The sequence below is a fragment of the Rhodopseudomonas sp. RCAM05734 genome (assembly GCF_052658035.1).
Map to the genome: position 1 here is coordinate 1481527 of NZ_CP199742.1, position 12968 is coordinate 1494494.

9 protein-coding genes are annotated in these 12968 nt (G+C 65.3%); 3 read left to right on the forward strand and 6 right to left on the reverse strand.

Translation table 11 applies throughout. From position 1 onward, the window contains the following. Positions 1-88: 88 nt before the first annotated feature. Both ACUXVA_RS07195 and ACUXVA_RS07200 read right to left on the reverse strand, forming a co-directional pair. The gene (locus ACUXVA_RS07195) at positions 89-1075 is read right to left on the reverse strand and encodes a 1-phosphofructokinase family hexose kinase (RefSeq protein ID WP_265080923.1); all 987 of its coding nucleotides are present in this window, start codon (positions 1073-1075) and stop codon (positions 89-91) included. Further along, the gene (locus tag ACUXVA_RS07200; RefSeq protein ID WP_445491452.1) at positions 1072-2409 is read right to left on the reverse strand and encodes a GH1 family beta-glucosidase; all 1338 of its coding nucleotides are present in this window, start codon (positions 2407-2409) and stop codon (positions 1072-1074) included. Before ACUXVA_RS07200 ends, ACUXVA_RS07195 begins: the two co-directional genes overlap by 4 nt. Before the next feature lie 183 nt (positions 2410-2592). Between ACUXVA_RS07200 and ACUXVA_RS07205 the strand changes: the two genes are divergently transcribed. Continuing rightward, positions 2593-3933 (forward strand): agarase, encoded by a 1341-nt coding sequence (locus ACUXVA_RS07205; protein ID WP_445491454.1) that lies wholly within the window; start codon positions 2593-2595, stop codon positions 3931-3933. Between the two features lie 22 nt (positions 3934-3955). On the opposite strand, the gene ppsA is transcribed toward ACUXVA_RS07205, so the two are convergent. The 3 genes from ppsA to ACUXVA_RS07220 all read right to left on the reverse strand — a co-directional run bounded on the left by ppsA (position 3956) and on the right by ACUXVA_RS07220 (position 8535). Next, on the reverse strand, positions 3956-6367 hold the full coding sequence (gene ppsA / locus ACUXVA_RS07210) for a phosphoenolpyruvate synthase (RefSeq protein ID WP_265080920.1): 2412 nt from the start codon (positions 6365-6367) through the stop codon (positions 3956-3958). Positions 6368-6576: 209 nt separating this feature from the next. Continuing rightward, entirely contained in the window at positions 6577-8070 is a 1494-nt protein-coding gene (locus ACUXVA_RS07215) for an NAD-dependent succinate-semialdehyde dehydrogenase (RefSeq protein WP_265080919.1), read from the reverse strand. 135 nt (positions 8071-8205) lie between these two features. Continuing rightward, positions 8206-8535 carry a hypothetical protein gene (locus tag ACUXVA_RS07220; RefSeq protein WP_265083891.1) on the reverse strand — a complete coding sequence of 110 codons (330 nt, stop codon included), beginning with the start codon at positions 8533-8535 and terminating at the stop codon, positions 8206-8208. 358 nt (positions 8536-8893) lie between these two features. Between ACUXVA_RS07220 and ACUXVA_RS07225 the strand changes: the two genes are divergently transcribed. Then, positions 8894-10075 carry a serine hydrolase domain-containing protein gene (locus ACUXVA_RS07225; protein WP_445491457.1) on the forward strand — a complete coding sequence of 394 codons (1182 nt, stop codon included), beginning with the start codon at positions 8894-8896 and terminating at the stop codon, positions 10073-10075. A gap of 164 nt (positions 10076-10239) precedes the next feature. Here the strand turns inward: ACUXVA_RS07225 and ACUXVA_RS07230 are convergent, their stop codons facing one another. Continuing rightward, on the reverse strand, positions 10240-11241 hold the full coding sequence (locus tag ACUXVA_RS07230; RefSeq protein ID WP_445491459.1) for an adenosine kinase: 1002 nt from the start codon (positions 11239-11241) through the stop codon (positions 10240-10242). 138 nt (positions 11242-11379) lie between these two features. Here ACUXVA_RS07230 and murJ point away from each other — a divergent pair, with 138 nt between their 5' ends. Continuing rightward, complete coding sequence (gene murJ / locus ACUXVA_RS07235) at positions 11380-12936, forward strand: murein biosynthesis integral membrane protein MurJ (RefSeq protein WP_445491460.1); 1557 nt, start codon at positions 11380-11382, stop codon at positions 12934-12936. Positions 12937-12968: the final 32 nt, after the last annotated feature.

The following is a 12968-nucleotide window of genomic DNA, read 5'->3' on the forward strand; positions in this document are numbered from 1 at the left end:
GCATCTGCCGCGCGAAGGCGCGAACGGCTTTCCTTGGCGGCATTGTAGCTGAAATTATTCGACACGCGACAGCACAGCTTGACCTGCGTCAAGCTGGACGGGCGGCTCGCACCGCCCTGACGGTGACCTCGGCGGCAAGGCGATGCACATCCGCGGCGCCGCACAGTTCGGTGCCGGGATTGAGCAGCGCGGCCGAGCCCCCGGCCACGCCGTAGCGCAGCGCCTGTTCAAGACTGCCATCCTGCGTCAGGCTCCAGACCATCGCGCCCAGGAAGCTGTCGCCCGCGCCGGACACGCTGGCCGGCGCGATGGGGAAGCCGTTCGCCCGCAGGACCGTGTCGCGCGTCATCAGCAGGGCGCCTTCGGCTCCCATCGAGAGCGCAACGACTTCGATGCGGTAGCGATCAAACAGGTCGCGTCCTGCCGCGACGAGCGACGCTTCGTCGGCTGAGGTTGTTCCGGCGAGGTCCTGAAACTCGTGCAGGTTTGGCTTGATGAGATAAACGCCCATTTCCAGGGCTGACTTGAGCGAGCTGCCGGACGTGTCAACGATGACCCTCCCGGCGCCTTTGGCAGCCTGAACGACCCTGCCGTAAAAATCCGCGGGCACGCCGGCAGGCAGGCTCCCACTGGCTATGACGAATGCGGCCTGCGGCGCCATGCGCGCTATCGCGTCGAGGCATTGTTGCCATTCAAATTCGCTGAGAACGGCGCCCGGGAATACCAGGCGAAACTGCTCCCGGCTGGCTTCGTCATAGATCGTGATGTCCTCCCGGGTGTCGTTCCGGGTCGGGATCACGATGCTTGGCACGCCTTCGCCTTCGACCAGCGCCGCCAGTGCCTGTCCGGTTGCGCCGCCGGCCGGGTAAACCGCAGTTGCTTCGGCACCGAGCCGTTTCAGAACCCTGGCGACGTTGATGCCGCCGCCGCCCGGATCGCGCTGCGCGGGTGCGCAACGCATCTTGGTGAACGGCATCATCTTCTTCACCGATGTCGAAATGTCGATCGCCGGGTTGATGGTGAGGGTGACGATCCCGGTCGCCGGATCCCGGAGCTGGTCGGAGCCGGCGCTCATCGTTGATGCACTGCCTTGATCAGTCCCGCATACCAGTCGAACGACGCTTTGGGGACTCGCCGCAGCGACGCATAGTCGACGTAGACCAGGCCGAATCTGATGCTGTATCCGGAGTCCCATTCCAGATTGTCGAGCAGCGACCAGATGAAATAGCCGCGAATGTCGACGCCGTCTGCGGCGGCGGCATTCATCGCTTCGACATAGGCACGCAGGAATGCGATTCGTCCGCTGTCGACCACCGCGCCGGCCTGGTCAGGCTGCAGCGCATCGCCATAGCCGTTCTCCAGGACGTAGATAGGCAGACCGTAGCGTCGATGGACCGTCCGCAATGTCTCGCCGAAGGCCGCCGGATCGATCGGCCATCCGATCGGCGTCAGGGCAATGCCCGACGGCTTGTCGCCGAAGTCGTAGCCCAGCATCGCGTCCGGCTTCGCCGTGACGTAGACCGGGCTGTAGTGATTGAGGCCGAACCAGTCGAGCGGGCGGCGGATGCGCGCCAGATCGCCCGGCTGGATGTGCGGCGCGAGCGCCGGACGCATCGCCGCCGGATACTCGCCCAGGCACTGCGGGTCGGGGAACGCGTTGTTCCAGTAGGTGTTCAACCGGGCGGCTGCCGCGGCATCGGCTTCGCTGCTGCTCGATGGCAAGCACGGCTGATAGTTGTGGATGCATCCGACGGAGACGTCGCTGACCGTGTTGCGCAGCACATCCACCGCGGCGCCATGTGCGAGATTGACGTGGTGGATCATGCGGTGGAGATCGTCTTCGCGGCTCCGGCCCGCCGTCCCGAGCGAGCGGCTGAACAGGCTGAAGATCGACGGTTCGTTGAAGGTCGCAAAGCGCTTGACGCGATCCCCGTAACGTGCGGCGACCAGCCTCGTATAGTCCGCGAACCATGTCACGGACTCCCGGTTGAGCCAGCCGCCGGCATCCTCGAGCGCCTGCGGCAGGTCCCAATGATACAGGCAAAGCCACGGCGCGATGCCTGCGGCCAGCAATTCGTCGATCAGCCGGTCGTAGAAGGCAAGGCCCGCTTCATTTGCGGTGCCGCGCCCCTGCGGCAACACGCGCGGCCAGGCCACCGAGAAGCGGTACGCCTGAACGCCCAGCGCCTTCATCAGCGCGACGTCCTCGCGGTAGCGGTGGTAATGATCGCAGGCGACGTCGCCGGTGTCGTGATTCCTGACTGCGCCGTCGTGGCAATAGGTGTCCCAGATACTCGGCCCGCGACCGTCTTCCTGCGCGGCACCTTCGATCTGGAAGCTTGAGGTCGAGACCCCCCAGATGAAATCCGGTCGCAAGCCGGCGATGCTGGGAAACTCCGATATCGCCATGGATGACCTGCCTGATTCCAGAGCCCGTTCCCGGCGGGGCCCGACGCGCGGCGTTTCCGTCTGTCTGATCGTTGCAATAGCAATAGTCAGGCCCGTGGCCGGCGATCTTGAGCCAGATCAAGAATTGCCGGTTGCGACGATGCGATGAAGAGGAGCTTGTAGCTCTGTAGCCGAGGTATTGGGTTGCGAAGAACGAAGTGGGGTGGAATCGCCGACGACTGCTTCCACGGCAGCGGCTTCTTTCGTGTGGCGGAACAGAATGGCGTGTCCTGGTTCGTCGATCCCGATGGCGGTCGCTTCATTTCCAAGGGCGTCAATACGGTCCGCTTCGATCAGGACCACATCGCGAACAGCGATAGCGTGCCTTACGCCGACACCTGCCGCGCCAAATACGGTAGTTTGCATGCATGGCGCGCTGCAGCATCGGATCGGCTCGCAGGCTGGAAGTTCAATACCGTCGGCTGCTGGTCCGACGAGCTTGTCGCCAGCGCCGGAATGCAACGCCTGGCAATGACGCCGACGACGGCGCTGGGCGCCACATTCCGGCTGCACCGCCGCGACCAGATCTTTCCCGACGTCTTCGACGCCGCCTTCGCGGCGCATATCCGTGAAAGCGCCAGGGATCGCTGCACAAGATGGCGCAACGAACCGGGCCTGCTCGGGACGTTTATCGACAATGAATTGTACTGGTCGCCGGACTGGCGCGGCGCTGACGAGCTGCTGACCATCTTTCTGAATTTGCCGTCGCACCGTCCCGGTCGCGTTGCCGCAATTGCCAGGTTGCAGCAGCATTATCGCGAGTTTTCCCAGTTCAATGCGGTCTGGGGCACGCTGGCGCGATCATGGGAACATCTCGGCCACATCGCACATATCGACGCGCCGTTCTTCAGGATGCCGCCCGGCGGACTGAACGACGCGCTCGAAGCCAGGGCCAATCGCGAAAATCCCCTCCGGGCGCAATTCTCCACGGACTGCGACGCTTTCAGCGCGATGGTGGCCGACATCTATTTCGAACTGTGCGCGTCGGCCATCAGGGCTGTCGATTCCAATCATCTGGTGATCGGTTCGCGGTTTGGCTATCAGCCGCAAACCAATGTGATCGCCGCCGCCGGCCGGCACCTCGATGTGGTGTCGTTCAATTGCTACGACTTCGACGCCAGTCCGGCGATCGATGCCTATGCGGCAACCGGCAAGCCGTGCCTGATTTCGGAATTTTCCTTTCGCGGCGACGATTCCGGCCTGCCGAATACCCGCGGCGCCGGACCGCGGGTGGCGAGCCAGCTCGAGCGCGCGCAATGCTTCGAGCGCTACGTGACGGCGGCTCTGCGCAAGCCGGCGGTGGTCGGCTATCACTGGTTCGAGCATGCCGATCAGCCGGCGGAGGGGCGCTTCGACGGCGAGAACTCGAATTTCGGCACAGCGACGATCCAAGACGAGCCCTACGCCGAACTGACGGACACCATGACCAGGGTCAACGCCGCAGCCGAGCAAATTCACGCCGCCGCCGTTTCCGCGCAGGCCTGACGGCAATCGCCGTCCGGCGTCGTCAGGTCTTGATGGCGGTCTGACCGGCTTCGGCCTCGAGCACGGCAGCCATGGTGCGAAATACGCTTGCTGGATTGACGCTGATCGAATCGATGCCGAGCCCGGTCAGGTAGCGCGCGATCTCCGGGTAGTTGGCGGGAGCCTCGCCGCAGATGCCGACATGGCGGCCATTGCGCTTGGCGCCGGCCACGGCCTGGCGGAACATCTCCAGCATGCCGGGATCGCGTTCATCGAAATCGAAGGCGACAATGTCGGAGTCCCGGTCGACCCCCAGCGTCAGTTGCGTGAGGTCATTGGAGCCGATGGAAAAGCCGTCGAACAGTTCGGCAAAGGCATCGATCTGGATCACGTTGTTCGGGATCTCGCACATGACGTAGATCTCGAGTCCGCCTTCGCCGCGCGTCAGCCCGTTGGCCGCCATGGTGGCGATCACGCGCTTGCCTTCCGCGACGGTCCGGCAGAACGGCACCATGACGCGCAGATTGGACAGTCCCATGTCCTCGCGCACCTGACGCAACGCCGCGCACTCCAGGGCGAATCCGTCTGCATAGGCGGGATGGCTGTAGCGCGCCGCGCCGCGGAATCCGAGCATCGGATTCTCCTCCTTCGGCTCGAACGCCTGGCCACCCAGCAGGCTGGCATATTCGTTGGTCTTGAAATCGGACAGCCGCACGATCACCGGCTTGGGATAGAAGGCTGCGGCGATGGTGCCGACGCCTTCCGCCAATTTCTCAACAAAGAACTCGGACGGGCTTTTGTAGCCTTTGACCAGACGCGCGATCGCCATCCGCTCCTTAGTGGAGGCAATCCTGTCCGGCTTGAGCAGCGCCATCGGGTGCACGCCGATATGCTCGCCGATGATGAATTCCATGCGCGCGAGACCGACGCCGGCCTGCGGCTGCATCGCGGTGCGAAACGCCATTTCGGGGGTGCCGACATTCACCATGATGGCGGTGCGCGGCTGTTTCAGCTCGCTCAGCGCGGTTCGCGTCACGTCGTAGGCCACCGCTCCCCGATAGACGTTGCCGGCATCGCCTTCGGCGCAGCAGATCGTGACGTCCGTTCCGGTCTTGAGCCGGTCGGTGGCATAGGTGGCGCCCACCACTGCGGGGATGCCGAGTTCGCGGGCGACGATGGCCGCATGGCAGGTCCGGCCACCCTTGTCGGTAATGACACCGGCCGCGATCTTCATGACCGGCTCCCAGTCCGGGCTGGTGGCCGGCGCCACCAGAATCTCGCCGGGCTTGAAGGCCGCCAGATCGCGCGCGGTCGCGATGCGGCGGACGCGGCCGGTGGCGATCTTCTCGCCGACCGCGCGGCCCGTGACGATCACCTCGCCGCGCGCCTTGAGATTGTAGGTCTCGTGGAAGTCCGCCGAGCGCTGCGAGGCGACGGTCTCGGGGCGCGCCTGAATGATATAGAGCTTGCCGTCGGCACCGTCCTTGGCCCATTCGATGTCCATCGGCATCGCGCTGCCGGCATGTTTCGAATAGTGCGCCTCGATCCGCACGGCGATGTCCGCGAGGCTCAGCACTTCGGCATCGGAAATGCAGAATGCCTGTCGCTCGGCAGTCGGCACATTGCGGGTCAGCGTCGCATGGCTGCCGCCGCGCTTGCCGTAGATCATGCGGATCTGCTTGGCGCCGAGCTTGCGCCGCAATACGCGACGAAAGCCCAGCTTGAGCGTCGGCTTGTGGACGTAGAACTCGTCGGGATCGACCTGGCCCTGCACGATGGTTTCGCCGAGGCCGTAGCAGCCGGTGACGAACACCACGTCGCGAAATCCGGATTCGGTATCGAGGGTAAAGATGACGCCGCTGGCCGCCAGATCCGAGCGGACCATTTTCATCACCGCGACTGAGAGCGCGACCTTGAAATGATCGAAGCCATTGTCGATCCGGTAGGAAATCGCGCGATCGGTGAAGATCGAGGCGAAGCAGCGCCGGCAGGCCTCGAACAGATCCTTCGGGCCGCGCACATTGAGAAAGCTTTCGTGCTGCCCGGCAAAGCTGGCGGTCGGAAGATCCTCCGCTGTCGCCGAACTGCGCACCGCGACGGCGACGCCGGTCCCGGCCTCCCCTTCAAGCTGACGGTAGGCGTCCACGATCTGCGCGCGCAGAAGCGGCGTATCCATCGCCTTGTAAATGATCTCGCGCGCTTTGGCGGCCGTGCTGGCAAGCTGCCGGATCCTGCTCTTGTCGAGCCCGTCAAGGAGTCGGTGAAGCTGCTCCGCGACATCGCCCTGCAAGAGGGCATCGCGATAGGCATCTGCCGTGATCGCAAAACCGTTGGGGACGGCAACACCTTCGGATGCGAGCATCGCATAGAGTTCGCCGAGCGACGCGGTCTTGCCGCCGACTAGTCCGACGTCGTCCAAGCCGATTTCGAGGAATGACCTGATATATCCCGACATCGCACCAGCAGATCATGCCGGTTTCGCTGCGGTATTGAGGCAGGTCAAATTCACGCGGATGAAGGGGCCCGGAGCGAGACACTCGCCCTAACCCGGCCGTGCAGACGCCGCAGCCGATGCTTCGCATCGGCGTTCTGTTGGGCGGGCGCGGAAGGCGGCCTGCGCACCCTCTCCCGCAAGCGGGAGAGGGTGAGGGAAGCAAGCGAGTCTCAGATCCCTGACATCATGATGTATTTGATCTCGACATATTCTTCCATGCCGTGATGCGAGCCTTCGCGGCCGAGGCCGGACTCCTTGACGCCGCCGAACGGCGCCACCTCGGTGGTGATCAATCCGGTGTTGACGCCGACCATGCCGGACTCCAGTGCTTCGGCGACGCGCCAGACGCGGCCGAGATCGCGGGAATAGAAGTAGGAGGCGAGGCCGAACGGCGAGGCGTTGCACATGGCGATGACGTCGGCCTCGTCCTTGAAGCGGAACACCGGCGCCAGCGGGCCGAAGGTCTCTTCCTGCGATACCAGCGCATCGGACTTGACGTTGGACAGCACGGTCGGCTCGAAGAAGCTGCCGCCGAGCGCATGGCGCTTGCCGCCGGTGACGACCTTGGCGCCGCCCTTGACGGCGTCGGCAATGTGGCGCTCGACTTTCTCGATCGCCTCCATGTTGATCAGCGGCCCCTGGGTGATGCCGGCCTCCGTGCCGTCGCCCACTTTCATGGCTGCGACCTTCTTGGCGAGCTTTTCGACGAAGGTGTCGTAGATGCCGTCCTGAGCGTAGAGCCGGTTGGCGCAGACGCAGGTCTGTCCCATGTTGCGATATTTCGAGACCATGGCGCCGTCGACCGCGGCATCGATGTCGGCGTCATCGAACACCACGAACGGCGCATTGCCGCCGAGTTCGAGGCCGAGCTTCTTCACCCCGACCGCAGCCTGCTTGTAGAGGATCTTGCCGACCTCGGTGGAGCCGGTGAAGCCGACGAAGCGCACGGCCGGGTGTTCGCACAGCACCAGCCCGATTTCCGAGGCCTTGCCGGTGATGATGTTGAGCACGCCCTTGGGCACGCCGGCGCGTTCGGCCAGTTCCGCCAGCGCCAGCGCCGACAGCGGCGTCTCATTGGCCGGCTTCAGCACCACGGTGCAGCCCGCGGCCAGCGCCGGTGACACCTTGCGGGTGATCATCGAATTCGGGAAATTCCACGGGGTGATGGCGCCGCAGACGCCGATAGGCTGCTTGATCGCCAGCAGCCGGGCATCGGGCCGTTGCGTCGGGATGGTCTCGCCATAGACCCGGCGGGCCTCTTCGGCGAAGAATTCGATATAGGCGGCGCCGATGTCGACCTCGCCCAGCGCTTCCGCCAGCGGCTTGCCCTGTTCGGAGGTCAGGATCAGCGCCAGGTCCTCGCGATTGGCGATGATCAGCTCGAACCATTTGCGCAGGATGTTGGAGCGCTGCTTGGCGGTGAATTTGGCCCAGAGCGGAAAGGCGCGCTCGGCGGCTTCCACCGCTTGCGTCGTCTCCTTGGTGCCCATGTTCGGCACCTTGGCGAGCTCGATGCCGTTGACCGGATTCGTGACCGAAGTCGCGCCTGTGCCGGCCCAGGCGCCATCGACATAGCACTGCTCGCGCAGCAGCGAGCGGTCCTTGAGGCGGTCGCGCAGCGAGGGCGTGGCGGAGGACTGGCGTGCGGCGGCGGGCGGATTCATGGGCATTCTCCTCAAAGTGTCGCTGACTTCGGCTGTCGCGGACTTGTAAAGGAGTATAGGCCGGATTGCGCCTTCGCGCAGCGTATACCTGCTATCGCAAGCGATACCGGGCTATTGCAAGAGATTGCAGCGACGTTACGCCGCGCCGCGCAGGTAGGTCTCGCGGCGGTCGATCATCCGGGCAGCGGCGATCCGCGCATTGGCGCGGGTGGTGGTCGAAAAGGTGCGGTATTCCAAGTCCGGCAGCATCGTGCTGTCGCGACGGCCAAACCAGGAAATGAAGGATTTGGGCGGCGCGGAGATCTTTGCCAGCGCCTCCGCCAGGTTATCGGCGGCATCGAAGGCGAACAGCGCGCCGGAGCCGGCGTGCCGGACTTCGAAAATGCCTGGCCCGATGGGAGCCTCGATGTTCTCGCCACGGGATGCGCGGGGGTAGCGTTTCCATTCGGTCCAGTTGGCAATCATCGTCAGTCTCCGCAGCGTTGCTGCAACAAATTTCATCAGTCTTTGGTCGGCGCAGCGCGTCCGGGCACAAGGCCGCATTTTGAACACGCGTCCGCAATGTTTGTTCCCAAGCTTCGGCCCGACCGTGTCCAAACCGTGCGCGTGGTTCACGATTTAGGTTGCGAATGCCTGCTTTGCTTGTCGAATCCGAATCATTTTTCGTGAATCCACCGCCGCAGCGATCACAACTCGGTGCGTGATCGTTCGTCGCGGCAAAAACCGCAGCGGTTCATGCCAAACCGCGCCGCAACATCGATATTTCTTGCCGGTCATGTCGCCGGGGGCGAGAATCCGTGTCGAAAATATCGGGGATGTCCACATGCAAGACGAGATCGACCAGGCGCTGCAGCGGGCCTGCGAGGCCGGGCAGATTCCCGGCGTGGTGGCCATGGCGGCGACCGGCGATGAGGTGATCTACCGCGGCGCGTTCGGCCGGCGCGATCTCTCGACGGATACGGCCATGACCGAGGACAACGTGTTCTGGCTGGCCTCCATGACCAAGGCGATCACCGCCGCGGCGGTGATGCGGCTGGTGGAGCAGGGCCGGCTGTCGCTCGACGGGTCGATCGGCGACGTCCTGCCGGATCTCGCCTCGCCGATGGTGCTGGAAGGGTTCGATGCCGACGGCGCGCCGCAACTGCGGCCGGCGCGCAACCCGATCACCTTGCGGCACCTGCTGACCCATACCGCCGGCTTCTGCTACGATATGTGGAACGGCGACATGGTGCGCTATCTCGCGGTGTCCGGCACGCCGCCCTTCCGCACCGGCCTCAAGGCGGCGCTGAGGGTGCCAGTCATGAGCGATCCCGGCACGCGTTGGGAATACGGCACCAGTCTCGATTTCACCGGCCAGGCCATTGAGGCCGTCAGCGGCGCTCGTCTCGAGGCCTATTTTCGCGATCATCTGTTCACACCGCTGGGCATGACCGACACCGCGTTCCGGATCGGCGAATCGCAGCGCGCCCGGCTGGTGCGTATGCACAGCCGCGGCGCGGATGGCTCGCTGACGCCGATTGCCTTCGAAATCGGTCAGGACCCGGAATTCCATGCCGGCGGCGGCGGGCTCTACGGCACCGCCGGCGATTACATCAAATTCGTGCAGATGATGCTGAACAGGGGCCGCGCTGGCGGGCTTGAGGTGCTGAAGCCCGAGACGGTGGCGCTGATGGGCGAAAATCACATCGGTGAACTCACCATGACCCGCATGACCTCGGCGATTGCGACGGCCACCAACGATGTCGATCTCTATTCCGGCATGGAGAAGAAGTGGGGCCTCAGCTTCATGATCAACACGGCCGAGACGCCGGAGGGCCGCAGCCCCGGCAGTCTGGCCTGGGCGGGCCTTGCCAACACCTATTACTGGATCGATCCGGCGCGCGACGTCGCCGGGGTGATTCTGATGCAGGTGCTGCCGTTCGCCGACAGGACGTGCCTTGAGGTGTTCGCGGGATTCGAGCGCGGGGTCTATGCCGGGCTCAATGCGGCGCAGCGCGCGGCTTGACGCTCGGTTCGTTCCCCGCACGCGATGCGATACCAGGCGATGCAACAGCATCGCCGCCAGTATCGCTTCGCAGATGCGGGGCCCCGCTGGTTGCTCTCAACCGGGATGCCGCATCTGCGGAGCGGCACAAGAGTGCCGCACCGCGTGCGGGAAACAAGGGCGCCTTAGACCGGCAGGCCGTTCTGCTGCGCCAGTTCCTTCAGCGACACCTGCGGACGCGCGCCGATGTGCTGGATCACTTCGGCGGCCGCCAAAGCCGCGAGGCGGCCGCAGACCTTATGATCGAGGCCGCGCGCCAGGCCGAACAGGAAGCCGGCGGCGAACAGGTCTCCGGCGCCGGTGGTGTCGACGAGCTTGTCGATCGGGAATGCCGGCACCTCGACCACGCCCGACTTTGAGGCGATCATGCAGCCCTTCTCGGAGCGGGTGACGACGCCGAGCGCGACGTCCTTGCGGAGTTGACCAAGCGCTGTGTCGGTGTCGGCGGTCTCGTACAGCGCGTGCAGTTCGGATTCATTGGCGAAGATCAGATCGACGGTCCCGTCCCGCATCGGCTGCAGGAATTCGTCGCGGTAACGGCTGACACAGAACGCGTCGGACAAGGTCAGCGCGACCTGGCGGTTGGCGCCGTGGGCGATCTTGGAGGCCTTCAGGAACGCTTCCTTGGCGCTCTTGGGGTCCCACAGATAGCCTTCGAGATAGACCATGGCCGAGGCGGCAATTTCCGCGGGGGCGATATCGTCGGGGGTAAGGTCCTGCGCCGCGCCGAGATAGGTGTTCATGGTGCGCTCGCCGTCCGGCGTCACCAGAATGTAGGAACAGCCGGTGGCCGGGCCGCCGGTGGCAGCGGGGGTGGTGAAGCTCACGCCGGCGGCGCGGATATCGTGGCTGTACAGCTTGCCGATCTGGTCGTCCTTGACCTTGCCGACATAGGCGGCGCGGGCGCCGAGCGAAGCGATGCCGACGATGGTATTGGCGGCGGATCCGCCGGACATTTCGGTGGCCGGGCCCATGGCCCCGTAGATCGCCAGCGCGCGCGCCTCGTCGATCAGCGCCATGCCGCCCTTGGTCATCTCATGGGCCGCGAGGAAGCTCTCGTCGGTCTGCACCAGCACGTCGAAAATCGCGTTGCCGATTCCGAGCACGTCATATTTCGCTGAAGTCATGAAGAATATCCGGTTGCGGCAATTGCGGTTGTGCGGGAAATCCGGTCCAAGTCTGCGGGACAGGACGGGTTCTGCAGGGTGCTGCGACCTATCACTTCCGCCCTCCGCCAGCAAGCTTGGCCCGGTTAGAATGCCGCCATGATCCGCTCCATCCTGACCGTTTCCATGGGTACGCTGGTGTCGCGGCTGCTGGGTTTTGCGCGCGATGCTATGGTGGCGGCACTGCTCGGCGCCGGGCCGGTGGCGGACGCGTTCCTGGTCGCGTTCCGGCTGGTCAATGTGGTCCGGCGGCTGCTCACCGAGGGCGCGCTGAATGCCGCCCTGATACCGGCCTGGCTGCGGATACGATCCATCGATGGCGAGGCTGCTGCGGCGGCGTTTGCGGGTCGCGTACTCGGCACGCTGAGTGCTGCGCTGGTGATCGCCACCGTCGTTGTCGGCGTCGCCATGCCGCTGCTGATCGCGCTTCTGGCGCCCGGCTTCCGGGGAACCGCGACGCTGCAGCTGGCGGTCGACAATGCCCGGCTGATGCTGCCCTATCTGGCCTTTGCCGGGCCGGTGGCGGTGATGATGGGGCTGCTCAATGCGCAGGACCGCTTCGCGCTCACCGCCTTCTCGCCGGTGCTGTTCAACCTCGCGCTGATCGGCGTCATGGCGGCGCTGCTGCTGGAGCGACCGGACGCCGCAGCGGCGGCGACGCTGCTGGCGGCGACGGTCGGCATGGCCGGACTGCTGCAACTGGCCATGTTCGCGCTGCGCAGCGGCGAGGCGGTGGCCACGCCATTGCGGCTGTCATGGGACGCGCAGATGCGCGGATTTCTGCGCAAGGCGATGCCCGGTATGATCGCCAATTCCGGCCCGCAGCTGCTGATCGTGGCCGGTGCGATCATCGCATCGCACGCACCCTCGGCGGTGTCGTGGCTGTATTTCGCCAACCGGCTGATCGAACTGCCGCTCGGCATCGTCGGCACCGCCATGGGCACGGTGCTGGTCCCGGAGCTGACCCGCGCGGTGCGATCCGGCGATCCCGCTGCCATCCATGGCGCGGAATCGCGCGGCCTCGAACTGGCGGTCGGCCTGGCGCTGCCGGCGACGCTCGGCCTGATGGTGCTGAGCGCGCCGATCGTGCAACTCCTGTTCGAGCACGGCGCCTTCACGGCCGTCGATAGCCTCGCAACGGCGCAGGCACTGACGCTGCTGGCTCTCAGCCTGCCGGCGCATGTGCTGGTGAAGGCGCTGGCGCCGGCGTTCTTTGCCCGCGACGACACCATGACCCCGCTGATGGCCACGCTGGCCGGGCTGCTGGCGGTGGTCACGGCCGCGTGGCTGCTGCGCGGATTCGGCGTCGCCGGCATCGCCGGCAGCATCGCGCTGGGCGCCTGGAGCTGTGCTGTCGTCCTGATCTTGCGCGGTCGTGCCACGTTCGGATTTTCGATCGATGCCGCCGCGCAAATGCGACTGCCGCGCATCGTGCTGGCGGCGCTGGCCATGGGCGCCGCGCTGTGGCTGGAGGCGCATGTCGTCCGGGCCTGGGTCCCGGACGCGCTCGTCATTGCGCAGGCGGCGCTGGTCGGCGTGCTGATCGCCAGCGCGCTGGTCGTCTATGGCGCGGCGCTCGCGCTGTTCGGCGTGGTCACGCCGGCCGGCGCGTGGCGCGCATTCCGGCAATCCCGCGCCGGCGACTTGCGTGCCTAGTCCCCGCGTGGCAATGGACGGCGGATAGCGCC

Excerpts from the sequence above, each read along its gene's own strand:
- ACUXVA_RS07195 (WP_265080923.1), bottom strand. The coding sequence starts at position 1,075 with ATGAGCGCCGGCTCCGACCAGCTCCGGGATCCGGCGACCGGGATCGTC.
- ACUXVA_RS07200 (WP_445491452.1), bottom strand. The coding sequence starts at position 2,409 with ATGGCGATATCGGAGTTTCCCAGCATCGCCGGCTTGCGACCGGATTTC.
- ppsA (WP_265080920.1), bottom strand. The coding sequence starts at position 6,367 with ATGTCGGGATATATCAGGTCATTCCTCGAAATCGGCTTGGACGACGTC.
- ACUXVA_RS07215 (WP_265080919.1), bottom strand. The coding sequence starts at position 8,070 with ATGAATCCGCCCGCCGCCGCACGCCAGTCCTCCGCCACGCCCTCGCTG.
- ACUXVA_RS07220 (WP_265083891.1), bottom strand. The coding sequence starts at position 8,535 with ATGATTGCCAACTGGACCGAATGGAAACGCTACCCCCGCGCATCCCGT.
- ACUXVA_RS07225 (WP_445491457.1), top strand. The coding sequence starts at position 8,894 with ATGCAAGACGAGATCGACCAGGCGCTGCAGCGGGCCTGCGAGGCCGGG.
- ACUXVA_RS07230 (WP_445491459.1), bottom strand. The coding sequence starts at position 11,241 with ATGACTTCAGCGAAATATGACGTGCTCGGAATCGGCAACGCGATTTTC.
- murJ (WP_445491460.1), top strand. The coding sequence starts at position 11,380 with ATGATCCGCTCCATCCTGACCGTTTCCATGGGTACGCTGGTGTCGCGG.